At 43.4% G+C, this 25,874-nt stretch carries 22 protein-coding genes; 21 read left to right on the top strand and 1 reads right to left on the bottom strand.

Annotation, left to right across the window (positions count from 1 at the left end; translation table 11 throughout):
• The first annotated feature begins 26 nt into the window (after nt 1–26).
• The 17 genes from ABXS75_14335 (at nt 27) to ABXS75_14255 (ending at nt 17,551) form a co-directional block, all read left to right on the top strand.
• Nucleotides 27–875: an AAA family ATPase gene (locus ABXS75_14335; GenBank protein XCP87162.1), complete on the top strand. Its 849-nt coding sequence runs from the start codon at nt 27–29 to the stop codon at nt 873–875.
• Nucleotides 829–1,665, top strand: coding sequence for a ParB/RepB/Spo0J family partition protein (locus tag ABXS75_14330; protein ID XCP84234.1), 837 nt, complete (start codon nt 829–831; stop codon nt 1,663–1,665). Before ABXS75_14335 ends, ABXS75_14330 begins: the two co-directional genes overlap by 47 nt.
• Nucleotides 1,666–1,951: 286 nt before the next feature.
• The gene (locus ABXS75_14325) at nt 1,952–2,473 is read left to right on the top strand and encodes a SpaA isopeptide-forming pilin-related protein (GenBank protein ID XCP84233.1); all 522 of its coding nucleotides are present in this window, start codon (nt 1,952–1,954) and stop codon (nt 2,471–2,473) included.
• A 42-nt stretch (nt 2,474–2,515) separates the two neighbouring features.
• Nucleotides 2,516–2,758 (top strand): type II toxin-antitoxin system Phd/YefM family antitoxin, encoded by a 243-nt coding sequence (locus tag ABXS75_14320; GenBank protein ID XCP84232.1) that lies wholly within the window; start codon nt 2,516–2,518, stop codon nt 2,756–2,758.
• Entirely contained in the window at nt 2,755–3,132 is a 378-nt protein-coding gene (locus tag ABXS75_14315) for a type II toxin-antitoxin system death-on-curing family toxin (GenBank protein XCP84231.1), read from the top strand. The genes ABXS75_14320 and ABXS75_14315 overlap by 4 nt, the downstream gene beginning before the upstream one ends.
• A gap of 142 nt (nt 3,133–3,274) precedes the next feature.
• Complete coding sequence (locus ABXS75_14310) at nt 3,275–3,358, top strand: hypothetical protein (GenBank protein XCP87161.1); 84 nt, start codon at nt 3,275–3,277, stop codon at nt 3,356–3,358.
• 638 nt (nt 3,359–3,996) lie between these two features.
• Nucleotides 3,997–5,982, top strand: coding sequence for an excinuclease ABC subunit UvrB (gene uvrB, locus ABXS75_14305; GenBank protein ID XCP84230.1), 1,986 nt, complete (start codon nt 3,997–3,999; stop codon nt 5,980–5,982).
• Nucleotides 5,983–6,116: 134 nt separating this feature from the next.
• The gene (gene uvrA, locus ABXS75_14300) at nt 6,117–8,954 is read left to right on the top strand and encodes an excinuclease ABC subunit UvrA (protein XCP84229.1); all 2,838 of its coding nucleotides are present in this window, start codon (nt 6,117–6,119) and stop codon (nt 8,952–8,954) included.
• Nucleotides 8,955–9,096: 142 nt separating this feature from the next.
• The gene (locus tag ABXS75_14295) at nt 9,097–10,086 is read left to right on the top strand and encodes a rod shape-determining protein (protein XCP84228.1); all 990 of its coding nucleotides are present in this window, start codon (nt 9,097–9,099) and stop codon (nt 10,084–10,086) included.
• 88 nt (nt 10,087–10,174) lie between these two features.
• A complete protein-coding gene (locus ABXS75_14290) occupies nt 10,175–12,391 on the top strand; it encodes an ATP-dependent RecD-like DNA helicase (GenBank protein ID XCP84227.1) in 2,217 nt (738 codons plus the stop codon).
• A gap of 48 nt (nt 12,392–12,439) precedes the next feature.
• On the top strand, nt 12,440–13,159 hold the full coding sequence (locus tag ABXS75_14285) for a ComF family protein (GenBank protein ID XCP84226.1): 720 nt from the start codon (nt 12,440–12,442) through the stop codon (nt 13,157–13,159).
• 55 nt (nt 13,160–13,214) lie between these two features.
• Nucleotides 13,215–13,607 carry a hypothetical protein gene (locus tag ABXS75_14280; protein XCP84225.1) on the top strand — a complete coding sequence of 131 codons (393 nt, stop codon included), beginning with the start codon at nt 13,215–13,217 and terminating at the stop codon, nt 13,605–13,607.
• 2 nt (nt 13,608–13,609) lie between these two features.
• Entirely contained in the window at nt 13,610–14,755 is a 1,146-nt protein-coding gene (locus tag ABXS75_14275; protein XCP84224.1) for a hypothetical protein, read from the top strand.
• Between the two features lie 38 nt (nt 14,756–14,793).
• Entirely contained in the window at nt 14,794–15,684 is an 891-nt protein-coding gene (cdaA, locus tag ABXS75_14270) for a diadenylate cyclase CdaA (protein ID XCP84223.1), read from the top strand.
• The gene (locus ABXS75_14265) at nt 15,665–16,930 is read left to right on the top strand and encodes a CdaR family protein (protein ID XCP84222.1); all 1,266 of its coding nucleotides are present in this window, start codon (nt 15,665–15,667) and stop codon (nt 16,928–16,930) included. The genes cdaA and ABXS75_14265 overlap by 20 nt, the downstream gene beginning before the upstream one ends.
• Nucleotides 16,923–17,186, top strand: a complete 264-nt coding sequence (locus tag ABXS75_14260) for an HPr family phosphocarrier protein (protein ID XCP84221.1) — start codon at nt 16,923–16,925, stop codon at nt 17,184–17,186. The genes ABXS75_14265 and ABXS75_14260 overlap by 8 nt, the downstream gene beginning before the upstream one ends.
• Before the next feature lie 17 nt (nt 17,187–17,203).
• Entirely contained in the window at nt 17,204–17,551 is a 348-nt protein-coding gene (locus tag ABXS75_14255; GenBank protein XCP84220.1) for a sporulation initiation factor Spo0A C-terminal domain-containing protein, read from the top strand.
• A 137-nt stretch (nt 17,552–17,688) separates the two neighbouring features.
• Here ABXS75_14255 and ABXS75_14250 read toward each other — a convergent pair whose 3' ends face one another.
• Nucleotides 17,689–18,051, bottom strand: a complete 363-nt coding sequence (locus ABXS75_14250) for a sporulation initiation factor Spo0A C-terminal domain-containing protein (protein XCP84219.1) — start codon at nt 18,049–18,051, stop codon at nt 17,689–17,691.
• A gap of 139 nt (nt 18,052–18,190) precedes the next feature.
• Between ABXS75_14250 and ABXS75_14245 the strand changes: the two genes are divergently transcribed.
• From ABXS75_14245 to ABXS75_14230, 4 genes are all read left to right on the top strand, one after another.
• On the top strand, nt 18,191–18,505 hold the full coding sequence (locus ABXS75_14245) for a hypothetical protein (protein ID XCP84218.1): 315 nt from the start codon (nt 18,191–18,193) through the stop codon (nt 18,503–18,505).
• The gene (locus ABXS75_14240; protein ID XCP84217.1) at nt 18,505–19,410 is read left to right on the top strand and encodes a sugar phosphate nucleotidyltransferase; all 906 of its coding nucleotides are present in this window, start codon (nt 18,505–18,507) and stop codon (nt 19,408–19,410) included. Before ABXS75_14245 ends, ABXS75_14240 begins: the two co-directional genes overlap by 1 nt.
• Before the next feature lie 17 nt (nt 19,411–19,427).
• Nucleotides 19,428–23,039 (top strand): triple tyrosine motif-containing protein, encoded by a 3,612-nt coding sequence (locus ABXS75_14235; GenBank protein ID XCP84216.1) that lies wholly within the window; start codon nt 19,428–19,430, stop codon nt 23,037–23,039.
• Nucleotides 23,040–23,128: 89 nt separating this feature from the next.
• Nucleotides 23,129–25,789 (top strand): triple tyrosine motif-containing protein, encoded by a 2,661-nt coding sequence (locus tag ABXS75_14230; protein ID XCP84215.1) that lies wholly within the window; start codon nt 23,129–23,131, stop codon nt 25,787–25,789.
• The last annotated feature ends 85 nt before the right edge of the window (nt 25,790–25,874 follow it).

Here is a 25,874-nt window from a genome sequence, read left to right as displayed (position 1 = left end):
GTGCAGGAGACAGGAACTTTAATTTGCTGGCTGACACACAAAGCATAACATCTAATTGCAAAGTTATTGCCATTGCCAACCAAAAGAACGGCACTGGAAAGATAACAACAACGGTCAATCTGGGGATTGGACTTGCAAATGAAGGAAAGCGGGTGCTTCTTGTGGACGCTGATCCACAGGGAGATTTGACCACTTCGTTAGGGTGGACAGACCAGGACAATCTATCTGTAACACTGGCTACCCAAATGGAGAAAACAATCCGTGATGAACCGATTGAGGCAAGGGAGGGGATTTTACGCCATGAAGAAGGCGTTGACCTGATTCCCTCTAATATCGAGTTGTCGGGTATGGAAATGACGCTCGTAAATGCCATGAGCCGGGAGTTTACCATGAAATCCTATTTGGCGGAGTTAAAGAAGGATTACGACTATATTCTCATTGACTGTATGCCAAGTTTAGGTATGCTGACAATCAATGCACTTGCTGCGGCGGACAGTGTGATTGTGCCAGTGCAGGCGCATTATCTGCCATTAAAGGGCATGACACAGTTAATGAAAACCATAGGAAAAGTGCAGCGGCAGATCAATCCCGGATTGAAGGTGGACGGTGTATTGCTGACACTGGCGGATATGAGGACAAATATTGCCCGTGCAACAGCCGACAGTCTGAAACAGAATTATGGAAGGGTAATCAAAGTGTACCAGACTGTAATTCCGGTTGCGGTAAAAGCAGCGGAAACTAGCGCCGCTGGACAGAGCATTTACAGTTATGACAAGAATGGGGCAGCGGCAAAGGCGTATCAGGCATTTACGAGGGAGGTGGTAAGAGATGGCGAAAAGCAGAGAAATAAAAATGCCGCTTCCCTCAGCCGCTGATTTGTTCAGTACACAGGCAGAACGTGATGAAGAAAAGCGGGAATCCGTTCAGGAAATCTCTTTTGCAGAAATCAGCGATTTTCCGAACCATCCGTTTAAAGTGCGAATGGATCAAAATATGCTGGATATGGTTGAAAGTATCCGGCAGTATGGCGTGTTAGTTCCGGCACTTGTCAGGGAAAAGTCGGAGGGCGGTTATGAAATGATAGCCGGACACCGGAGAAAAATGGCGAGCGAGTTGGCAGATAAGCAGACGATACCGTGTATTGTTCGAAACGTGAGTGATGATGAGGCAATAATTATCATGGTTGACTCTAATCTTCAGCGGGAAGAAATCTTACCGTCAGAAAAAGCATTTGCTTATAAAATGAAGTTAGACGCGATGAAAAGACAGGGAAAACGCACAGATTTAACTTCTACCCCACTGGGGCAGAAGTTGGGAAAATATTCCGTAGAGATTTTAGGAGAATCTGTTGGAGAAAGTAAAAGTCAAATTCAACGCTTTATCCGTCTTACGGAACTTATCCCACCAATCCTTGAATTAGTCGATAACACTGTCTTAAAAGACAAGGAAGTGTTGCAGATTGCTATGCGCCCAGCGGTAGAGCTGTCTTACCTGCCGAAAGAGGAACAGCAAACCCTTTACGACACTATGCAGTTAGAGGACTGCACACCAAGCCATGCACAGGCGATTAAAATGCGTAAGTTTTCAGAAGAAGGGAGATTGAATGAAGATGTAATCTTATCTATAATTATCAGAGGAAAAACCGAATCAGGTAGAGCAGTTTAAAATATCCAGAAAACGCATTGATAAGTATTTTTCTCCGGGGACGTCCACGAAACAAATAGAAGAACGATTATCAAGGCACTGGAACTATACCGAAAGAGGGAACGGAGCCGGGAACACCATCCGTTATCAGCAGACTTATTCCCACAATGGCATTATCTGTGGTCATGCGGGAGAGGCAAGAACCCGCATTTATGCAGACGGGGAGAATGCCTTCTGTATCCAGCCGGGAGTATCCCTTCATACAGGCAACACGTTACAGAAAAATGCGTCAGACACACGGAATGCTTTGAGCAGGAACCAGCAGAGTGCAGTAAAGGTCAGCGCATCGGGCAATACGTTGACCATCACATCCAATAAAGCGTTGCCGGATGAGGTGCTGTTGTCGGCAACCAAGAAAATCCCAACGGTCAGCAGCAGTGCAAAGCTGATTGCATATGGTGACCCGTCTTTGCAAGATGTGGTAACGGGTGTGGAAAATACTGCCGCTGTCAATGCCTACCTGAATGTGAAAATCCCTTACGGGCATATCCAGATCGTGAAAACGTCAGAGGATGGCGTAGTGGAGGGGTTGAAATTCCATATCACAGGCAATGGCGTTGACCAGACGGTTGTAACCGGGAAGGATGGCACCATGAAGGTGAAAAACCTGAATCCGGGAACTTACACTGTGACCGAGCTTACAGAGAACCGCTATGAGCCGCAGAAAGAGCAGAAGGTAAAGGTTACAGGCGGGGAGACTACAAAGGTAGAGTTTTCCAATATGAGGCAAAGAACTATAAAACTTAAAAATAGGTTGTATTCTAGCTAGAATTTGTATATACTATGAGTATGAAAGTGAGGTGTATGAAATATGACGATAGATACCAATACCATGATTTCCATTACAGAGGCAAACCAGAACTTTTCCAGAGTAACAAAGTTGGTAGATGAACATGGAACAGCAGTTATTCTGAAGAATAATATTCCCCGATACCTTGTAATTGATTTCAGCAAAGCAGAAAAAGAGAAAGTGGCACCTACAGAAGAGGTGACTGCTATATCTGAGCGTCTGCTCAAGCAGAATATGGAGGCATACGAGGTGCTTGCCAAATGATTATTCTATCAAAAGAGCAGGTGCTGATGCTTCATGAGCGTCTGATAGAGGCTACGGGAGGAAGTAAAGGAATCAGGGATGAAGGGCTGTTGGATTCGGCATTGTCCAATCCATTTCAGTCTTTCGGAGGAGAAGAATTATATCCTAGTGTTCAGGCAAAAGCTTCACAGCTTTGTTACGGGTTGGTAAAAAACCATGCAATGCTGGATGGGAATAAAAGATTGGGGACGCATGTGATGTTGGTGTTTCTGGCTTTGAATGGTTATGAGCTGGAGTACAGCCAGAAAGAGTTAAGCGATATTATTTTAGCACTGGCAGCGGGAGAGGTTCGTGCGGATGATCTTTTGCAATGGATAATTGAACACCAAAAATAAAATAATGCAGGAACGTATTAAGGCGTATGAGATGTTAACGTTTCATGCGTCTTTTTTTGCGTTCAAAAGAGGAGGTAGAGATGGCAGAATTTAGATTTGCGTCAAAGGAACAAGAGTATTTTTTCTATTCCATGCTGAAGAAGTGCAACAATCACGACAGCTACACCGGGCATTCTTCTATTGTGTCGGTATTTCCGATACAACAAGGGCGAACGTGGGCAACTAAAAAAGTGCAGAACAAAAGTTCGATTTGTTCTGTACTTTTTCTGCTGTATATGCTATAATTTACGCGATGTAACGAGCCAAGTGACTGCTTACAGGCATTTGGCGGTGCTGTGTGCCAGCGATGTATGCTTAGTATTGATTAAAGCGGGAGACTAGATAACACTGGATGGGCGGATGAGATTTGTGACTTGTATTCGTGTGATAGACCAGGTAATATCAAGGAAAGCAGATTATTGGGATAAGGGAAAAATCAGGAATATGAAATGAACTGTTTCCAAAATGGAAATAGTTAAGAAGGTAAAGAATTTAATACTAGAGTGGAAAAGTTTGAAGTATTGATTGATAATCTTCTACTGAAAGGCAGAAAGTGTAGGTCAATTGGAGAGATTTGCTACACGCATGTAGCGAATTTGCGGAGATACGACATCGTGTAATGGAAGGCAGGGAATCATATGGCAATACCAACCAACAAATATTTGCATCGAAATATATGACTGTTTTGCCAACAGTGGAAGAACTACAAAGAGAATTAGAGCGCAATCAATTGATATATAATCAGGCGCAAAATATGTAAATTAATCATAGATTTGTCAGAAACGATCTGACAATTTCAAATGCATTCATAGGAGGAAATCATTCATGGATCATTTTGAATTAGTATCAGAATACGCCCCAACCGGCGACCAGCCGCAGGCGATCGAACAATTAGTAAAAGGCTTCAAGGAAGGTAACCAATGCCAGACGCTTCTTGGTGTCACCGGCTCCGGCAAGACCTTCACGATGGCAAACGTCATCCAACAACTGAATAAACCAACTCTGATTATCGCCCACAATAAGACATTGGCGGCACAGCTATACGGCGAATTCAAGGAATTTTTCCCCAATAATGCGGTGGAGTATTTTGTCTCGTACTACGATTACTACCAACCCGAAGCCTATGTCCCGTCGTCGGACACCTACATTGCCAAGGATTCTGCCATCAACGACGAGATTGACAAGCTGCGCCATTCGGCGACAGCGGCGCTTTCCGAACGGAAAGATGTTATCATCGTCGCCAGCGTTTCCTGTATTTACGGTTTAGGCTCCCCGATTGATTATCAGGAAATGGTCATCTCTCTTCGTCCCGGTATGATCAAGGACAGAGACGAAGTATTGCAGAAACTGATCGAGATTCAGTACGACAGGAACGACATGGATTTTAAGCGCGGCACATTCCGGGTGCGGGGCGATGTGGTAGAGATATTCCCGGCATATTCCGAAAAAATAGCATACAGAGTAGAATTTTTCGGAGATGAGGTGGACAGAATCACGGAGATCGACACCCTTACGGGGGAGATTCTGAATGTGATTGGGCATGTGGCAATCTTCCCGGCGTCTCACTACGTGGTTTCCAAAGACAGTATGGAACGTGCGATTGGAGAGATCGAGGAGGAGCTGGAAGCGCAGGTACGATATTTTAAAGGAGAAGATAAGCTGCTGGAGGCGCAGAGGATTGCCGAAAGAACGAATTTTGATATAGAGATGATGCGGGAGACTGGTTTTTGCTCGGGAATCGAGAACTATTCGAGACATTTGACCGGGCTTGCTCCGGGACAGCCGCCGCACACCTTGATCGACTATTTCCCGGACGACTTTTTGATGATCATCGATGAGTCCCACAAAACGGTTCCGCAGATAGGCGCTATGTATCATGGGGATCAGTCGAGAAAATCTACTTTGGTCGATTACGGATTTCGTCTGCCCTCAGCTAAGGACAACAGACCCTTGAGTTTTGAGGAATTTGAGGGTAAAATTGATCAGGTAATGTTTGTTTCCGCAACGCCGGGCGAGTATGAGGAGCAGCATGAGCTTCTGCGGGCAGAGCAGGTGATCCGCCCGACGGGACTTCTGGATCCTGAGGTGGAGGTACGCCCGATAGAGGGACAGATTGATGATCTTGTGGCGGAAGTGAATAAAGAGACTGCGAAAAAGCATAAAGTACTTATCACGACTTTGACAAAGCGGATGGCAGAAGATCTGACCGATTATATGCGTGAACTGGGAATTAGAGTGAAATATTTACACTCAGATATAGATACTCTGGAGAGGACGGAGATCATTCGTGATATGCGTTTGGATGTGTTTGATGTTCTAGTGGGAATTAACCTTTTAAGGGAAGGTTTGGACATTCCGGAGATCACGTTGGTAGCAATTCTTGATGCGGATAAAGAGGGATTCCTGCGTTCAGAGACGTCCCTGATCCAGACGATCGGTCGTGCAGCACGAAATTCGGAAGGCCATGTAATCATGTATGCGGATATGATCACGGATTCGATGCGGGTCGCGATCGAAGAGACCAGAAGGCGGCGTAAGATTCAGATGGCGTATAATGAAGAGCACGGTATCACGCCCCAGACGATCCAGAAATCAGTACGGGATCTGATCAGCATTTCCAAGAAGGTCGCAGCAGAAGAAATGCGGCTTGAAAAGGATCCGGAATCTATGAGCAGAGAGGAACTGGAAAAACTGGTGAAGGATTTGACGAAGCAGATGAAGAAGGCCGCAGCAGAACTGAACTTTGAAGCGGCAGCAGAGCTGAGAGACAAATTGATTGAATTGAAGAAGCAAATTCAGGAGATGGACTAGGAGTCCATTGAAAGTACCGGGATTAGGACGGCCCTTGAAATAATGTAGCTGCAATCTTATCAGTTTTATACGATGGATTAAGGCGAAAAGTAAGACAGAAATTTATAATCACAGTGAATAGAAGAGGTAAAAAAATGGCAGAGGAAAAGCAGTTTATTAAAATACGGGGGGCAAATGAGCATAATTTAAAAAATCTGGATGTGGACATTCCGCGGAATAAACTGGTGGTACTTACCGGACTCAGTGGCTCAGGAAAATCCTCCCTCGCGTTTGACACGATATATGCGGAAGGACAGAGACGTTATATGGAATCGCTGTCGTCCTATGCGCGGCAGTTCCTGGGACAGATGGAGAAACCGGACGTTGAGAGTATTGAGGGGCTTTCGCCTGCAATTTCGATCGATCAGAAATCTACGAACCGCAACCCGCGTTCCACGGTAGGCACCGTGACAGAAATTTATGATTATTTTCGACTTTTGTTTGCGCGTGTCGGGACACCACATTGTCCAAAGTGTGGACGCGAGATCAAAAAGCAGACAGCTGAGCAGATGACGGATCAGATACTGGAACTTCCGGAAGGAACAAGGATTCAGCTTTTGGCACCGGTGGTCCGCGGCAGAAAGGGGACACATGTAAAGCTCCTGGAGCGGGCAAAAAAGAGCGGCTACGTGCGGGTACGGATCGACGGGAATATGTATGAATTATCAGAAGCGATTTCTCTGGATAAAAATATTAAGCATTCTATTGAAATCGTAGTGGACCGTCTGGTAGTAAAACCCGGAATCAAAAAGCGATTGGACGATTCCGTGGAAAGCGTACTTCATCTTGCAGAGGGATTGCTCATAGTAGATGTGATTGGTCAGGAGCCGATGAATTTCAGCGAGAGCTTTTCCTGTCCGGATTGTGGAATCAGTATAGAAGAGATTGAACCACGCAGCTTTTCTTTTAATAATCCATTTGGCGCCTGCCCGGAGTGTTTTGGACTGGGGTATAAGATGGAATTCGACGAGGATTTGATGATCCCGGATCGTTCGCTGAGTATTAATCAGGGAGCGATCGCTGTTACCGGCTGGCAGTCCTGTACGGATAAATCCAGCTTTACACATGCAATCTTAGAGGCACTTAGCGAGGCGTATGGGTTTGATCTGGATACTCCCTTTGAAGAATACCCGGAGAAGGTGCGTGATATACTGATACACGGTACTGGTGGCCGTGAGGTAAAAGTGCATTACCGCGGGCAAAGGGGAGAAGGCATTTATGACGTGGCATTTGAAGGGCTGATCCGCAATGTGGAGCGCAGATACCGTGAGACGGGGTCCGAGACGATGAAAGCGGAATATGAAAGTTTCATGAGAATCACGCCCTGTCGGGAATGTGGCGGACAGCGTCTGAAGAAGTCTGCACTTGCAGTTACCGTTGGGGGAAAGAATATCCATGAAGTGACGTCGCTTTCGATTGAGAAGCTGCAGAAATTCATGAATGAATTGGAACTCACCAAAACGCAGGAAATGATCGGCGGACAGATTTTAAAAGAGATCAGAGCGCGTATTCAGTTTCTGATGGATGTAGGGCTGGATTATCTGACTCTGGGCAGAGCAACAGGAAGCCTGTCAGGAGGAGAAGCACAGCGTATCCGGCTGGCCACACAGATTGGCTCCGGTCTTGTAGGCGTGGCGTATATTTTGGATGAGCCGAGTATTGGACTGCACCAGAGAGATAATGATAAACTCCTGACAACTTTAAAACATCTTCGGGATTTGGGAAATACACTGATTGTTGTGGAGCATGATGAGGATACGATGCTGGCAGCGGATCATGTCATCGACATCGGCCCGGGAGCCGGAGAGCATGGCGGTGAGCTGGTGGCCCAGGGTACCGCGGCTGATATTATGAAGGCCGGGCGCTCGATTACAGGGGAATATTTAAGTGGAAGAAAAAGGATCGCTGTTCCTGAGCATAGAGCTGAGCCGACAGGTTGGATCAAAGTCGTGGGTGCAGCGGAGAATAATTTGAAAAATATTGATGTCAGATTCCCGCTGGGAGTGATGACGTGCGTTACCGGAGTCTCGGGCTCCGGAAAAAGTTCACTGGTGAATGAAATATTATACAAGACGCTGGCGCGCAAATTGAACCGGGCAAGAGTGATTCCGGGGAAGCATAAACGGATAGAAGGCTTGGAGCAGCTGGATAAGGTCATTGCGATCGATCAGTCGCCGATCGGCAGGACGCCCCGGTCCAATCCGGCGACCTACACGGGAGTGTTCGATTTGATCCGCGACCTGTTTGCCGCTACGGCAGATGCAAAAGCACGGGGATATAAAAAAGGAAGATTTAGTTTTAATGTAAAGGGCGGCCGGTGCGAGGCCTGCAGTGGCGACGGAATCATCAAGATTGAGATGCATTTCCTGCCGGATGTATACGTTCCCTGTGAGGTTTGTCAGGGAAAGAGGTATAACAGGGAAACATTGGAGGTAAAATACAAAGGAAAAAGTATTTACGATGTGCTAAATATGACGGTGGAGGAAGCACTGCATTTCTTTGAGAATGTTCCGAGTATTCGAAGAAAGATGGAAACGCTGTATGACGTAGGTCTTTCCTACATCCGTCTGGGTCAGCCTTCTACTACGCTGTCGGGCGGAGAAGCACAGCGAATCAAGCTGGCAACGGAGCTGAGCCGCAGAAGTACAGGCAAGACCGTCTATATTCTGGATGAGCCGACTACAGGGCTTCATTTTGCGGATGTTCATAAACTGACGGATATTTTGAGACGCCTTGCTGCGGATGGAAATACAGTGATCGTTATTGAACATAATTTAGACGTGATCAAGACGGCAGACTATATTATCGACATTGGTCCGGAAGGCGGCGATAAGGGTGGAACTATCGTAGCCATAGGAACGCCGGAGCAGATTGCGGCGTGTCCTGCCTCCTATACCGGAAAATACATTGATATGATGCTACAAAAAGTGTAAAACTTAAGAAATCCTAAATTTGTAAAAAACACTTTCCAATTATCCGTTTTTTTATTATAATGTAATGTGCACGATTGGCAAAGATAATGATATATGATACAAGAGAGTAGGAAATAGATATAAATGGGAAAGGGGAATCGGAATGTCGGTTGATATAGGAATTGATTTGGGAACTGCGAGCATTCTTGTTTATGTTAAGGGCAAGGGTGTTGTGTTAAAAGAACCGTCTGTTGTTGCATTTGACAGAGATACCAATGTGATCAAGGCCATTGGAGAAGAAGCGCGTCTGATGCTCGGCAGAACTCCGGGAAATATTGTGGCAGTCAGACCATTGCGACAAGGCGTAATTTCAGATTATATCGTAACAGAGAAGATGATCAAATATTTTGTGCAAAAGGCAGTGGGGAGACGGACCTTTAAGAAGCCAAATATCAGTATCTGCGTGCCCAGCGGGGTTACGGAGGTAGAGAAAAAGGCAGTGGAAGAGGCTGCTTTTGCGGCCGGTGCAAGGGAGGTTCATTTGATCGAAGAGCCCGTTGCGGCAGCGATTGGCGCCGGGATCGACATTGCCAAGCCCTGCGGGAATATGATCGTAGATATTGGTGGCGGAACTTCAGATATTGCTGTTATTTCTCTGGGCGGCACGGTGGTGAATACTTCGCTTAAGATAGCAGGCGATGACTTTGATGAGGCGATCGTGCGGTTCATGCGTAAAAAGCATAATCTTTTAATCGGCGAGCGTACAGCGGAGGATATTAAGATCAAGATCGGAACCACATATCCGTTGGTGGAAGATGAGACGATGGAGGTGCGGGGCCGTAACCTGGTGACTGGTCTGCCGAAGATCGTGACGGTAACATCATCAGAGACGGAGGAGGCACTCAGGGAGACGACCAGTCAGATCGTTGAGGCTGTTATTGCTGTTCTGGAGAGAACGCCTCCGGAGCTTTCAGCGGATATTCTGGACAGAGGAATCGTTCTAACCGGCGGCGGTGCGATGCTCAGAGGGCTTGAGGAATTGATTGAGGAGAAGACCGGTATCAATACCATGACAGCGGAAGATCCGATGAAGGTGGTAGCGATTGGTACCGGGCAGTTCGTAGAATTTATGAATGGAAGAAAGGATTTTTAGAGGAAAAGGGTGGTTCTGCTATCGGGACTACCCTTTTATTCCCACAAAACAATAAAGTCGGGTTAAATTTGCCTGATGGAGGATAGTTATGGAAGTAGTCAAGGGGTATGTAGAACATATTGTGTTTCGAAATGAAGACAATGGCTATACCGTATTTCAGTTGAATTGTGAAGATGGAGAGCTGACCTGCGTGGGCAGCCTGAATTATATTTCCGAAGGAGAGCTGGTAGAAGTAAGCGGAGAGTATACTGTACACAATATTTATGGTACACAGCTTAGGATCACGAACTATGAAGTGAAGGCTCCGGAGGATTTGATCTCTATTGAGCGGTATCTTGGTTCCGGAGCGATCAAAGGAGTAGGTGCGACTCTCGCAAAAAGAATCGTCAAAAAGTTTCGTGAGGATACGTTCCGGATTATCGAGGAGGAGCCGGAGAGACTTGCCGAGATTAAAGGAATCAGCGAAAGAATGGCAAGAGAGATCGCAATTCAGGCAGAAGAAAAACGCGATATGCGTGAAGCCATGATCTATTTGCAGAAATTCGGGATCACAACGGCGCTGGCAGCCAAGATTTATCGCTATTATGGGCCAAAGCTCCGCCAGGTGCTGGAAGAGAATCCCTATCAGATGGCAGATCAAATCCAGGGAATTGGATTTAAGACGGCAGATGAGATCGCAGCCAAGGTGGGAATACATACTGATTCAGATTTTCGTATACGCAGCGGTATTTTCTATACATTGCAGCAGAGTGTGGCTGAGGGACACATTTACCTGACGAAGCCGGCGCTGATGAAACGCGCGTCAGAGCTTCTGGAAGTGGAGATCCGGGATATGGAAAAATATTTGATGGATCTTGCTATGGAGAGAAAGGTGGTCCTCAAAGAAGGAGAGGATGGACTTAGGGTATATGCTTCCCACTATTACTATTTAGAACTGAATACCGCGAAGATGCTCCATGATCTGAATCTGGAATATGAGGAAGCAGATGTAGTGATAGAGTCACGGCTTCGTAAAATGGAAGAGCATACCGCCATGGAATTGGATGAAAGGCAGCGCCTTGCGGTAAAGGAAGCGGTCCATCATGGCATTATGGTGCTTACCGGAGGACCGGGTACGGGAAAGACGACTACGATCAATGCGATGATCCAGTATTTTCAGAATGAAGATCTGGAAATCCTGCTTGCAGCGCCGACAGGGCGTGCGGCAAAACGAATGACGGAGGCGACCGGATATGAGGCGCAGACCATTCACAGAATGCTGGAAGTCAGCGGAAACCCGGAAGATGAGAATGCCCGGAATGGATTTTCAAGAAATGAAGAGAATCCGCTCACGGCGGACGTTATTATTATCGATGAGATGTCTATGGTCGATCTGCCTCTCATGCATGCCCTTCTTTGCGCAGTGATGCCCGGGACACGGCTTATTCTGGTAGGAGATATTAATCAGCTTCCGTCGGTGGGGCCGGGGAGCGTATTAAAAGATATCATTGATTCGGAGTGTTTTTCGGTCGTGATGCTGACAAAGATTTTCCGTCAGGCGAGCAAAAGTGATATTGTGGTAAATGCGCATAAGATCAATCGGGGCGAGATGGTGGTTCTGGACAATAAGAGCCGTGATTTCTTTTTCCTGAAACGACAGGATGCTAATGTGATTATCCGCGTGTTACTGGCGCTGATCCAGGATAAATTACCGAGATATGTAGATGCCAGACCTTACGATATTCAGGTCCTGACCCCTATGAGGAAGGGGCTTCTGGGCGTGGAACGTCTCAATGGAATTCTGCAGGAATACTTAAATCCTCCGTCGCCGAAAAAAGCAGAAAAGGAGTATGGCGAGAGGCGTTTCCGCGTGGGCGACAAGGTCATGCAGATTCGGAATAACTATCAGCTTGAGTGGGAGATCACGACAAAGTACGGTTTGGTCGTTGATAAGGGCATGGGAATTTTCAACGGCGATATGGGAATCATTACGGAGATCAATACCTATACGGAAAGTCTGACGGTGGAATATGATGAAAAGAGAAAGGTGGAGTATCCCTTTGAGCTTTTGGAGGAGTTGGAGCTGGCCTATGCAATCACGATCCACAAGTCGCAGGGGAGTGAATATCCGGCGGTTGTGATACCGCTGCTTACAGGTCCGCGCCAGTTGTTTCACCGAAATTTACTGTATACAGCAATCACCCGGGCGCGGAAATGCGTGACGCTGGTGGGGAGCGATGCGACGTTTCAGGAGATGATCCTCAATACGAATGAGCAGAACCGCAATACCAGTCTGGCGGAACGAATCCGCGAATTTCATCTATAGATGTTTCTTATTTATATTTTATATGGGTCACAAATTCGAAACAATATTATGGAAAAAGAACAGAACCGTCGAATCCTTGCGTTTCTTCTAAATTTGCTTTATCCGATAAAATGTCCGTTTTGCGGTGTGGTAACAAATGATGGGATTTGCAGGGATTGCAGGAAAAGGCTGCCGTATGTGATGCAGCCCAGATGTATGACGTGTGGAAAACCTGTCCGAACGCCGGAACAGGAATTCTGTGCGGATTGTGCGAAAATCAGGCATGAGTTCGAGGAAGGGCGAAGCCTGTGGCTTCATAAAGGCAGAGTCAGCGACGCTATCTATGCATTAAAATACAAGAATCTCAGAATAAATGGTGAGATTTTTGGAAAAGAGCTGGCACGTTATTATGGAGGCTATTTAAAAAAGCAGGGGGTGGAGCTTCTGGTCCCTGTTCCTCTGCACTGGAAAAGAAGAATAAAACGTGGGTACAATCAGGCGGAGATCCTTGCTGAATTTCTGGGAAGGTATTCCGGCATTCCAGTGGATAAGCACCTTCTGAGGCGTGTGAAATATACGGAGGCACAGAAGAATCTGGATCATAATCAGCGCAGAAGAAATGTGAGGGGTGCATTTCAGGTGAAGGGACGATTGACGGCAAAAAGAATCGCAGTGATTGATGATATCTATACGACCGGAAGTACGATTGATGAAGCTGCAGTAAGTCTAAAGCGGGCGGGAGCAGAAAAAGTCTACTTTTTGACTATAAGTATTGGACAAGGATTCTGATATTTGCTATACTGAAAATGATGTTTATACGGGGAGTACATATCGAGGTGATTGTATGCTAAATGAACAAAAAGTAAAGCTAATGACGAGAATGGCGATGTACGAAAGCAAAGAAGGCGAAGAGGATTTAAAAATCAGTTCTTACTATAGAAAAGACTATACGAGCTTTCATACGATAGTGACTGTGATCTGGGTGACAATCGGATATGCGATTGCAGTCGGGGTGGCAGCAGTTGCATTTCTGGACGAGATTTTGAAAAATCTGAATATGCCATTTATTATAATGACGGTAATCTGTGTGATTACAGGTTATATTGTGATGGTCGCGCTCTATATACTTGTGGCATCACAGTTTTACAAAAGTAAGCACAATCAGGCACGAAAACGTATCAAAAGATTCAATCATGACCTTACCAGACTGAATAGAATGTATGAAAGGGAGAAATAGTGATGAGTGAGATATTAGTATGGAAAGAAAAAGTACAGAATTTGTATGCGAACTACTCTATTTATTTTGACAAAGGGTTCCAGTTTATTCTGGGGTTTGTTTCCTTTTTTCTGATCAACCAGAATCTGGGATTAATGAAGGTGGTAGCAACGCCGATTGTCACGATGGCTTTAGCGATAATCTGTACATTTCTTCCGCCGGTCTTTACCGTAGTGGCGGCAGCAGGATTGATTCTTGCTCATATGTTCAAGCTTTCGCTGGGAGTTATGGCGGTGAGTGCACTCATTTTTGTGATGATGTTTATCTTTTATTGCAGATTTACACCGAAGAGGGCCATCCTGCTTCTTATTACTCCGATTGCCTTTATGCTCAAGATTCCTTATGTGGTTCCGGTCGCATGCGGACTTGCGATGACGCCGGTCACGGCAGTCCCGATCGCATTTGGAGCAATTGTATATTATATGATCATGTGCGTGAAAAGTTCTTCGGCGGTTATCAAGGGAGCAGAGGGAATCGTTGGCCAGATTTCTATATTTGTGAAGATGGTGCTGCAGGATAAATCGCTATGGATTACTATTATCGCGTTTGTAATCTGCGTGTTTACGGTCTACACGATTCGCAGACTTTCTGTCGATCATGCGTGGAAAATCGCTGCATCGGCGGGCGCGGTCGCAAATATTATTGTAGTTGTGGCAGGAGATATGGCGTTTAATATACATACCTCTTACGGAGCTCTTATTGCCGGGAATCTTTTTGCGATTCTTGTGGGACTGATTCTGGAATTCTTTTTGTTTTCCGTGGATTACTCCAGAACGGAGCATTTGCAATATGAAGACGATGATTATTATTACTATGTGAAGGCGGTTCCAAAGATTTCCATTTCCGCACCGGAAAAACAGATTAAGCGAATCAATGAGCGCCGTGATGAGATGGAAGAGTTGGAAGAAGATTATACTTCAAGAGGCCGGGAGGCTTCTGCTAAGCAGCGCGTTCCGAAAAAGAGACCGGGAGGCAGCCGAAAAACAGATACTTCTTCCGGTCCCCGGAAGGTAAGTGTGGCTTCCAATACAGATGAACTGCTGCTTGCAAAAAGTTTGAAGGATGAATTGGATATTGAGAATATTGTAAGAAAAGAATTAGAAGAATAAGAGGTAAGAAGAATAAAGAACGGAAGGGAGGTGCAGAAATGGGGAATGTTGTGTTTAATTTCTTTAGAGAGCATCTGGGCATGGCGGGTTGGTATTTCCCGGAAGTCAGGATTATTGACATTATAGAGATATTCATTATAGCATATTTGATTTATCAAGTGATTTTATGGATCAAAAATACAAAGGCGTGGATGCTTTTAAAAGGAATACTGGTCTTTGGTGTTTTTGTACTTTTCGCTGCAATCTTTAAAATGAATACGATTTTGTGGGTTGCGGAGAATCTGCTTTCGGTGATGGCGACGGCGGTAGTAGTGGTGTTTCAGCCGGAGCTTAGACGAGCGCTTGAAAAATTAGGTGAGAAACAATTTCTTGCATCAGTGACGGGTCTCGATAAAAAGGGACGCGATGGTGCACGGTTCAGTGAAGAGACGATTGATGGAATTGTGCAGGCAGCTTTTGCTATGGGAGCAGTTAAGACAGGAGCTTTGATCGTAATCGAGCAGGCGATTAAATTGACTGAATATGAGAGTACAGGAATTCGGCTGGACTGTCTGGTGTCAAGGCAAGTGCTAATCAATATTTTTGAGCATAATACACCACTTCATGATGGTGCGATTATCGTGCGGGGAGACCGGATTGTTTCTGCAACCTGTTATCTGCCCCTTTCAGATAATATGGGGATAAGCAAAGATCTTGGAACACGCCATAGAGCGGCAATCGGTATGAGTGAGGTCAGCGACGCGCTGATTGTTGCGGTATCAGAGGAGACCGGTTATGTTTCTGTTGCTCTGGGAGGTCAGCTGGTGAGAAATGTAACGCCGGAATATCTTAGAGAACGGATTGAGGCTATTCAGGATAAGAAGACAGAGAATAAGAGATTCATGGATTGGCTGAAAGGATGGATGAAGCATGAAAAAAGGACTGATTAAGAATCCGGGACTGAAAGCATTGGCTTTTTTGTTTGCGGTAGCAGTCTGGGCGCTTGTGGCCAATGCACAGAATCCGGTCAGAGAGAGAACTTATACTAATATACCAGTGTCTGTGACGCGAACAGAGATCATTACCAATAAGGGGAATACGTATCAGATTTCTGATGAGACGAGAACAATTTCTGTAACAGTGAAAGCTAAAAAAGAAGAACTGGATAAGATACAGTCGTCAGATATTCGTGCAACAGCAGATATGATCAACCTTGTGAGCCGTTCCTTAATTCCGATTGAAATATCGATTCCAAACCATACTTATACGGAGGCGGTGGCAGAGCCTAAGAATGTGTTGGTATCGATTGATGCAAGTAAGACGGCATCATTTCCGATTACGGCTACGACTGCCGGAACTGTGCGTGACGGATATGTGTTAGGCAGTGTTCAGGCTGATCCTGAGAAGATTGAAATCAGCGGGCCGGAAGCAGTGGTGGATTCCATCGCGAAGGTGGTGGCCGAGGTAAATGTGGCCGGACTTTCAAAGGATAAAGAACTGCCGGCTGAGATGACACTTTATGATGCAAAAGGGAAGCCTATAGATGCGACGCTTATTGAACATAATCTGGGTGAAGAAGGATTGAAAGTAAGCGTTAAACTGCTTCGCAAGAAGTCGGTAGCGGTGGATTTTGACACATCTGAGATCGAGACTGCGCCCGGGTATCGTTTTACTGGTCTGTCCGTTCAGCCGGAAAAGATTGATATTGTGGGAACAGAAGAGCAGCTTGAGGATGTGACTTCTATAGAAATTCCTTCGGAGGCTTTGGTGCGTACTAATCTGAAGGAGACAGAAGAATTTTCAGTTGATATCAAGGAATATCTGCCAAGCTGGGCAAAAGCGGAAGATGAAACTGCAGGAATTCCTGTATTGGTCAAGATTTTAGTGGAGAAATTAGGAACCAAGACGATTGAATTTCCTATCAGATCTATTTCGGTAGTCAATGTGCCGGATGGCTATAAGGTACGCTATAATACCACGGAGAATCTCAAGATTGTGATTACCGGGAAAGACGAGCAGGAATTGGAGCATGTAGTGCTTGAACAGGGTGATGTTTCCATCAATCTGGTGAATTACAGAAATGGCGGGGATTATACGGTGCCGGTGCAGATTGTACTGCCGGATGGTATTGAACTTGTTGATGGGGTCAACGTGAATATCACGTTGGAGAAGAATGGCGGAGGCGAAGATGATTAGCAGTAAGGTAGTAATTATGAATCCCACAGGGCTTCATTTGCGTCCGGCAGGTTTATTCTGTAAGACAGCTCTTGAGTATAAAAGCAACATTACTTTTCTTTGCCGTGGTTCGGAGGGAAATGCCAAAAGCGTTCTCAGTGTTTTGGGCGCCTGTATTAAAAGAGGAGACGAGATTGAGATTATCTGTGACGGTAAGGATGAGGAAGAAGCGTTGCGCGCCATGGTAGACATCGTAGAAAGCGGGTTAGGTGAGTAATGGAGTTATATATACAAATGATACTGCATGAGCTGGGAATTCGTGCGACTTATACAGGATATCGGTATATGATTGATGCGATTAAAGTGGCATTTGATGAAAAGTGTGATTTGGGACATATCACAAAAGACGTATATCCTGAAGTGGCGAAGAGAAACCATGCCTCAGTCTGGATGATCGAGACGAATATCCGGGCTGTGATAGAGCGGTGCTGGAAACGTACGGCCCCTGAGAGAATCGAAAAATATTTTCCCGGAAAATCTGACCAGAGACGCCCTACAAATACAGAATTTATAGATGGAATCATACGTTATATGACCCGGCACGATATAGAGGGCTGGGGTCTGGAAGAACGTGAGGAGTAGGTCTATAGTGTAACAGCAACATGAAAAGCAATATCCCTGTAAATGTCAGGCCGAATCATGGTTTAGTCATGAATAGACTTGCATTTACAGGGATATTTTGTTGCCTTTTAATGTGAATAGACGATAAAAATCACATTTTATTTAGCATCGCCATTTGCTACAGACTGCGCCTGTTTTGCGGCTCTGCGGCAGTATTCTGCAATGGCATCAATCAATTCACCAGAACTAGGCTTGGCTACGATGGGATAAGGAAATAATTTTTCCAAAATGGAACGATTTCCTCTTTCCCAACATGCATTTACGGCGGTTCTGATGTTGCGCTCCACATTATCCGGAGTAGTGTGGTGACGCTCGGCAACGGCTGGATAAAGTTTAGAACATACGGATAACAAAGTGTCTTCGTCCTCAATAACAATCTCAACGGCATCAATTAAGTAGCGGTAGCCAAGGTAAGTAGCATTGATACCCAGAGCCCGGACGGTCTGCGTAATGATATCCATAATTCTCTCCTTTCTCCTTACATTGAATATATATATCTTATAACAAAAAAACTGAAAAGGTAATACGTCGACTAAAAAAGTTATACTACGACAAAAATAGACATATGTGAGAATTCGCAAGGGATAAAAACGTTGAAAAATGTCGAAAAAGAAAGGAAACATATTGGAAAAAAGAAAGGAGAGAGGGCTAAGAATAATTTTTTATCAAGCCAGGATAAGTATATGGAGAGTCCGGGCTTGTTTCATAAGAAAAAAGGAAAATTCTGGAAAAGATTATGTGGTATCTACAGATCAGCTAGTAATCTTGTTACAGAAATATAAAAAGGCGGATGTGAATTACAGGTTTAAATACAAGAAATGGCTTGAAAAAGGGTTTTCAATACAACATCTATGTGCTATACTTAAAGATAATGTGTTACTATGTGATTTGAAGAATATTTTGGAGGATAAATAATGGGAAATGCGACATTAGTAGTAATGGCAGCAGGAATTGGCAGCAGATTTGGGGGAGGAATCAAACAGTTAGAGCCGGTAGGACCGAATGGAGAAATCATTATGGACTATTCTATCTATGACGCTTTAGCTGCAGGCTTTGATAAGGTCGTTTTTGTGATCAGGAGGGATTTGGAAAAAGATTTTAAGGAAGTGATTGGAGAGCGTATTGAGAAAAAGGTCAAGGTAGCGTATGCTTTTCAGGAAATAGACGATATTCCCGAAGAATATGCGGACAAGTTCCCAGATAGAAAAAAACCATGGGGTACAGGCCAAGCCATTCTATGCTGCAAGGATTTGGTAAATGAGCCGTTTTTGGTCATTAACGCGGATGATTATTATGGAAAAGAGGCATATCAGGAGGCTTTTGCTTATCTGACTAATAAAGAAACAATTAATGAGAAGCTGCATATCTGCATGGTGAGTTTTATACTAAAAAACACGCTCAGTGATAACGGAGGAGTGACCCGTGGCGTGTGCCATGTGGGCCAGGACGGTATGCTGGCAGATATCATAGAGACTCATAATATTGTAAAAGAGGGTGGAAAAGCCATTGTAAAAGGCGAGAAGGAAGAATATGAGATTGACGTGGAATCCAATGTTTCTATGAACATGTGGGGAATCGGCCCCGAATTCTTTGAGGTTCTGGAAAAGGGGTTTGCTGAATTTTTGGCGGAGCTGCCGGATAATGACCTGAAAAAAGAGTACCTTTTGCCGACGATTATTGGTGGAATGCTTGAAAAGGATGAGATTGAAGTAAAGGTCCTGGAGTCGAATGATCAGTGGTTTGGGGTGACTTATAAGGAAGATAAGGAAGATGTTGTGAAGGCTGTGAAAGAATTAGTGCGTGAAGGGCAGTATTTATAGAATTTGAGGTGAGAATTATGTGTAAAAAGCGAGTAAAGGTATTTATATCAATGCTATTGTTGGTAACGCTAGTTACGATGTCTTTAGAGATGGGAGTCAAGGCAGAGGAAACAGAGCAATATGCCAATGAGTTTACAGCGGAGGAAAAGGGAGCTGAGGATATTTCCGTATCTGATGAGGGTGATATGCAAGTAGAGGGTAATTCGGAGAGTGCAGATGGCGACTCAAGCACGAATGAGGAAGATATGAGTGAAGAAAGTGCAGATGAGCCGGAAGAAAAATTGCAATATGATGAAAATGAAAAAAAAGAAATTGAAAGTAGGCTACCTGATGTAATTACGGGAATGAACGAATTGGGAGAGGTATATTCTTTAGATTCGGCAAATGGGGTGGTTAACGAAAGCCTTAGAACAAGGGCAATAACAGCTCAGATTGTAAATTTGAATACAAAGGGATCATCAGGGTTAACATATTATACTGAGGTAGAAACCGGCGAAGAAGGGTATATTTGTGGCGCTTATGGTGCCGATGCTGCATATTTAGGAACTGTAAATGGAAAAGTGAGATTTATGCTTGCTGGGGTGATTGGCGAGGTAAATGCGAGTGAAGTTCAGGTTGTGAACGGCTCTTCGGTCAAATCAATAAGTCATTATGTGGTATCGAATAAGAAACTTTTACATAAAATTACAACAAATATGAACAATACTACTTATGGTAGTACACTAGACCAGGGAAATGCTCCGTCATATTTAAAAGAAGGAACTAAATATTATAGTTATGATGGACATTATTTCTATTCAGAAGAAAACTATGGAACTATGCTGAATGATTATAAAAGTGGGACACGGAAGAATGCTGTAAATGCCAATGAACCATATTACAATTATTTTCAATTTCTCCCGTTTAGAAGTGTTTCAAGTTATCAGGGAAGTACACTGAATAGTATTATAAATGGAAGGGTAAGTGGGACTTCCAAGATGAGAGATCTTGGGAATGCACTTGTAAATTTGCAGAATACATATGGCGTAAATGCATTGCTCATGACGGGAGTAGCAGCAAATGAGAGCGCTTGGGGGACGAGCAGGATTGCACGTGAAAAGAATAATCTATTTGGGTTAAATGCTGTAGATTCTTCTCCTGGTCAGAGTTCAACTTATTACAGTAGTGTGGAACAGTGCGTAAAAGAATACGCAGAAATACATATGTCGAAACAGTATCTCAATCCAGAGAACTGGAAGTATTTCGGTGCTTATTTGGGGAATAAAGCAAGTGGTATTAATTTAAAATATGCGTCGGATCCGTATTGGGGTGAAAAAGCTGCAAATATTGCTTGGGTGTTAGATCGAGAGAATGGCAGAAATGATGTGGGAAAATACACTTTAGGAATAAAGGATGTTATCAATAGTGAACATACTGCTTTAAATGTGAGAAAAGAGGCTACTACAGCTTCAACAAAGCTATATGGTACGGGACAGCAATCTTCTTATGCGTTCATCATACTTGGTGAGTCAGGAGGGTTTTACAAAATTCAGAGTGACCCTGTGTTAAATAGTAGTAGAACAGCAATAGACAGCAATACCGGGGTATATAATTTTAGCAGTATGTATGCATTTGCAAGTAAAGATTATATTACTAAGATTAATGTGCCCACGGGGGGATGGACCGCAGAAATTACTACAAATGTAGCCTCACCGCAAACGATGGGAACGGAAATAAAACTGTCAGCAAAAGTGAATGGAAGTGCTACTGGTTTACAGTATAAGTTTGTGTGGATGAAGGATAATTGGAAAGAATGGGGAGTTATCAAAGATTTTTCGGCAACTGCTTCAGTAAATTGGAAGCCCAGTGGACAAGGTGACTATGTACTCTATTTAAATGTAAAAGATGCGACAGGAAAAACAGAGACGGTCAGTGTTGACTATCAGATTGTGAATTGGGGAGTAAAAGGGATTAATACTGATTTGATCAGTCCGCAGCCCAAAGGGACTGTGATTACACTTATGCCATTGGTTATGGGGGATTCTTCTGGTTTGCAATACAAATTTGTCTGGATGAAAGATAATTGGAAAAATTGGGGAGTCATTAAAGATTTTTCAACATCAACAAAAGCGGAATGGAAACCGAGTGAAGTAGGGGACTATCAGATTATTGTAGATGTTAAAGATAAAAATGGTGTTAAAGTATCAAAAAGTATTTTTTATGAAATAGCAAATAAAACCTGGAGTTTTACAGGAATTAGTACAGATAAAAAATCAGGGCAGGTTTTAGGAACATCAATTAATATAACTGCCAATGTAAAAAATGCAGGAACGAATTTGAAATATAAATTTGTTTGGATGAAGGATGATTGGAAAAGTTGGGGAGTAATACAGGATTTTACGAAGAATAAAAGTGTTACCTGGACGCCGGAAGGAATAGGAACTTACAACATTTATGTTGATGTGTCAGATGGAAATAGTGAGAATACAGAACATTTAAATATTCCATACAAAATTATTCAGGGCGAGTGGAAAATAACGGATATTAATACAAACCCGGAAAATTCGCAAAAATTTGGTAACCCGATAGAGATTATACCGCAAATTAGTGGAAATGCAGCGGGTTTGAGATATAAGTATGTTTGGGAAAAAAATAATTGGGCTCAGTGGGGAGTAATTTCTGATTTCTCAAATTCGGCGAAGAAGACTTGGACGCCAGGCGGAGCAGGAAAATATAAACTGATTGTTGATGTGAAAGATTTGAGTGGAAAGGTTCAGACTTTTACTATTAGTTATGAGGTTTTTGAAAAGGAGTGGAAATTAGAGACTATAACAGCAAATCAATATTCTCCACAAGAAATAGGAAAGAGTATTGTGGTTTACCCTAAAGTGAGCGGAAAAACTGACAATTTGGAGTATAAGTTTGTATGGCAGAAGGATAACTGGGGCTCTTGGGGAGTAATTCAAGAATTTTCGGAGAAGTCATCAGCAACTTGGAAAACAGACAAGCCTGGAGAGTATACAATCTATGTTGATGTTCGTGAAAAAGGGAAAAGTAATACGGAGACAAAGAGTATGCCATTTCAGATTGTTCGCGGCAACTGGTCTGTTGGAGGAATTTATTTTGATTTGGTAAGTCCGCAGATTGCAGGAAAGAATATTGGAGTGGCGGCTGAAATTATAGGAAATACAACAGGGCTTCAATACAAATTTGTCTGGCAGTTAAATGATTGGGCTGAATGGGGAGTTATTCAGGAAAAAAGTTCTGATAGCAAAGCTTTATGGATTCCACAAAAGGCCGGGAATTATAAAATTTACCTGGATGTAATTGACAGTTTCGGAAACAAGACCACGATATATAAGGAGTATGAAGTAATTCCGTGGAGAATTCGTGTAACACCAAATGAGGGTGTAACAGGTAGAAATACGACAATCTCAGTGGAAGGTATTTCTAATAATAAAAACTTACAATATAAGTATGTATGGGAAAAGAATAATTGGTCGCAATGGGGGGTTATAGCAGAGTTTTCAAATGAGCAGTCTGTTAAATGGACTCCGAAAGAAGCCGGCGAATACACTTTATATGTTGATTTTAAAGATAAGAGTACAAATAAAGTGGAAACAAAGACAGTCTCATATAAGGTCAAGTAGCTAAGGAACTTGTTAGATTATGAATGCTGAAAGGAAGTTATAAAATCTGATAATTATCGTATATAAGTAGGAGGAGGGATGACAATAAGATGAGAAACATAAAAAAGATTATAATGTTAATATTTTGTATGCTGTTGGTAAATGCATTTGTGGTTGAAGCCGCTGACGAAGGAGCAGCCGATACTTCGGAACTTACAGAGACGTGGATTTTTAATTCTATAACGACTGATGTGGCTTCACCACAACGGATTACGAATACACCTATTAGTATTCAGGCAAATGTTACCGGAGATCGGGAAGGACTTCAATATAAATTTGTCTGGCAGAAAAACGATTGGAAGAAGTGGGGGGTCATTCGGGAGTTTTCCAGTGAATCTGTTGCGCAATGGTTGCCTAAAGAAATTGGTACATATACTCTTTATGTTGATGTAAAAGGAAGTGATGGACAAGTCGTAACAAAACAGATTAATTTTGTTATTCGAGATTTGCAGTGGAATAATGAAAAAGTTACTTGTTTGCCTTCGATAAGACAGAAATGTAATGAGCCAGTACAGATTGAGAGTCTTGTTTCCGGTGATATAGAGGGGCTTCAGTATAAGTATGTTTGGGAGAAGGATAACTGGCGCCAATGGGGAGTTATCAGTGATTTTTCTCAGAAGAATGTAGTAGAGCATCGTTTTGCTGAGCCGGGAAATTATACTATACATGTTGATGTAAAAGATGCGAAAGGGAAAGTAATCACTAAGTCGATTAGCTATACAATTATGACCGATTTGTGGGATTATGAAGGAATTAGTGCAAGCTTACCCTCACCGCAGGAAAAGTATGGAGATCCCATAGGAATAGTGGCAAATGTTAGCGGGACTACGGAAAACTTACGATATAAATTTGTCTGGATGAAAGACGACTGGAAGGAATGGGGAGTATTACAGGAGTTTTCAAAGAGTGCCAGTGTGAAGTGGGAACCAAAGGACAAAGGGAATTATAAGATATATGTAGATGTCAAGGATGCAGATGGAAGAGTTATTACAAAGACCATAGACTATACGATTAATGCAGTGAAATGGGATTTTGATGATATATCTATCTCCCCACAGGAAGAACAGAGAAAAAATGAAGAGGTACAGATTCAGGCACTGGTCAGTGGAAATGTGACTGGATTGAAATATAAGTTTGTCTGGCAAAAGGATGATTGGAAAGAGTGGGGAGTAATCCGAAATTTTGCTACCGATAACGATTTCACGTGGAAAGCGCCGAAAAAGGCTGGAAAATACGTGATTTATGTTGATGTGAAAGATCGTGATGGGGAGGTACGGACAAAGAGTCAGGAATATTATATAGTATCTCAAATCTGGGCACATGAAGGAATAAATATTAATGAGGGACAGCCAGAGCAAATTTATACAGAGATTCCAATCAAGGCAGAAGTGACAGGAGAAACAGATGGATTACAGTACAAATATGTCTGGCAGAAAAATGATTGGAAAGAGTGGGGAGTGATTCGGGATTTTTCAAAGAATAAGAATGTAACATGGTATCCCAAGACTCCGGGAATCTATAAGATATATAGTAATGTAAAAGACATCGATGGAAGGGTTCGCACCGTTGAGAGGGAGTATGAGGTACTTCCAGCGCCTTGGGAAGTCAAGAAGATAGAGGCATTAGGCGGCACATCATTCTACGCCGGAGATAAAACGGTTATAACAGCAGACGTGACGGGTAAGACAGATGGACTGCAATACAAATTTGTATATAGATATGGTAGCGGCTGGAAAGAGTGGGGAGTGCTTCAAGAGTTTAGCGAACACAACTCAGCAATTTTAGATATTAAGAAAGCTGGAGACTACTATGTTTATGTTGATATCAAGGATGCAAGAGGCATAGCTTTTGATCCGGTTATAATTCATTTAAAAGGACATACTTATACCTCGGCGGGTGCATCTTCGCAGAAGGTTTCTTTAGGAAAATCAGTACGGTTATATCCTAATATGACAGGAAGCCCGACTGGCTTGGAGTGTAAATATGTGTGGATGAAAAATAACTGGAAAGAGTGGGGAGTGATTAAAGAGTTTTCGACAGACACATCTGTTGAGTGGATAGCACCGACGGAGGGAAATTACACGATACTGATCGATGCGAGACTCAATGGAATCGTTCAGACGAAAAGTGTTTCTGTGAACGTTGTGAAAGCTAAAAATGGCTGGTACTATGAAAACGGCTATAAATACTACTATAGAGATGATAAAAAAATTTACGATGTGAGGAGCATTATTGGCAGTCAGGCGAATTATGTGCTTAAGATCAATAAGCAGATGAGTTGTGTAACAGTGTATGCAAAGGATGGTAACAGAGGATACATTATACCGGTCGTTTCTTTTGCGTGTTCGCCGGGCGCTGGTACGCCAATAGGAACTTTCTATACACAGAATAAGTATCGGTGGCATCATTTGTATGGAGCCGACGGGCAATTCTGTACCAGAATTACAGGGCATGTTCTGTTCCACTCGCCGCCATATTCAAGCTTTAATAATCATACATTATGGCCGAGGGATTACAATAGGTTGGGCAGTTGGGCTTCGGCTGGCTGTGTCAGACTGCGAAGCGGCGATGCTAAATGGATTTATGATAATTGTAGTTTGGGGACAAAGGTAATCATTTATAATAGTAGTGTTGCCGGTCCGTTCCCGAAACCTGTATATGCAAAAATTCCGTTAAGCCAGACATGGGATCCAACGGATCCGTATGCTTAAGCAAAAAGTGTACGATTTAGGTGTCGTGTATAGTTAAGCGAACATTTAACATTTGGGGAAAAGTGTTAATGAAATGGAGTTAAGA

It is taken from the genome of Roseburia hominis, assembly GCA_040702975.1.
Lineage (GTDB): Bacteria > Bacillota > Clostridia > Lachnospirales > Lachnospiraceae > Allocoprococcus > Allocoprococcus hominis_A.
The sequence above is the reverse complement of the archived record's forward strand: the minus strand, read 5'-3'. Positions and strand labels throughout refer to the sequence as shown.

Coding starts and splice junctions, on each gene's coding strand:
- ABXS75_14295 (XCP84228.1), top strand. CDS start 9,097: ATGTCGGTTGATATAGGAATTGATTTGGGAACTGCGAGCATTCTTGTT.
- ABXS75_14315 (XCP84231.1), top strand. CDS start 2,755: ATGATTATTCTATCAAAAGAGCAGGTGCTGATGCTTCATGAGCGTCTG.
- ABXS75_14240 (XCP84217.1), top strand. CDS start 18,505: ATGGGAAATGCGACATTAGTAGTAATGGCAGCAGGAATTGGCAGCAGA.
- ABXS75_14260 (XCP84221.1), top strand. CDS start 16,923: ATGATTAGCAGTAAGGTAGTAATTATGAATCCCACAGGGCTTCATTTG.
- ABXS75_14290 (XCP84227.1), top strand. CDS start 10,175: ATGGAAGTAGTCAAGGGGTATGTAGAACATATTGTGTTTCGAAATGAA.
- ABXS75_14250 (XCP84219.1), bottom strand. CDS start 18,051: ATGGATATCATTACGCAGACCGTCCGGGCTCTGGGTATCAATGCTACT.
- ABXS75_14255 (XCP84220.1), top strand. CDS start 17,204: ATGATACTGCATGAGCTGGGAATTCGTGCGACTTATACAGGATATCGG.
- ABXS75_14285 (XCP84226.1), top strand. CDS start 12,440: ATGGAAAAAGAACAGAACCGTCGAATCCTTGCGTTTCTTCTAAATTTG.
- uvrA (XCP84229.1), top strand. CDS start 6,117: ATGGCAGAGGAAAAGCAGTTTATTAAAATACGGGGGGCAAATGAGCAT.
- uvrB (XCP84230.1), top strand. CDS start 3,997: ATGGATCATTTTGAATTAGTATCAGAATACGCCCCAACCGGCGACCAG.
- cdaA (XCP84223.1), top strand. CDS start 14,794: ATGGGGAATGTTGTGTTTAATTTCTTTAGAGAGCATCTGGGCATGGCG.
- ABXS75_14280 (XCP84225.1), top strand. CDS start 13,215: ATGCTAAATGAACAAAAAGTAAAGCTAATGACGAGAATGGCGATGTAC.
- ABXS75_14235 (XCP84216.1), top strand. CDS start 19,428: ATGTGTAAAAAGCGAGTAAAGGTATTTATATCAATGCTATTGTTGGTA.
- ABXS75_14265 (XCP84222.1), top strand. CDS start 15,665: ATGAAAAAAGGACTGATTAAGAATCCGGGACTGAAAGCATTGGCTTTT.
- ABXS75_14230 (XCP84215.1), top strand. CDS start 23,129: ATGAGAAACATAAAAAAGATTATAATGTTAATATTTTGTATGCTGTTG.
- ABXS75_14275 (XCP84224.1), top strand. CDS start 13,610: ATGAGTGAGATATTAGTATGGAAAGAAAAAGTACAGAATTTGTATGCG.
- ABXS75_14320 (XCP84232.1), top strand. CDS start 2,516: ATGACGATAGATACCAATACCATGATTTCCATTACAGAGGCAAACCAG.
- ABXS75_14245 (XCP84218.1), top strand. CDS start 18,191: ATGTCGAAAAAGAAAGGAAACATATTGGAAAAAAGAAAGGAGAGAGGG.
- ABXS75_14330 (XCP84234.1), top strand. CDS start 829: ATGGCGAAAAGCAGAGAAATAAAAATGCCGCTTCCCTCAGCCGCTGAT.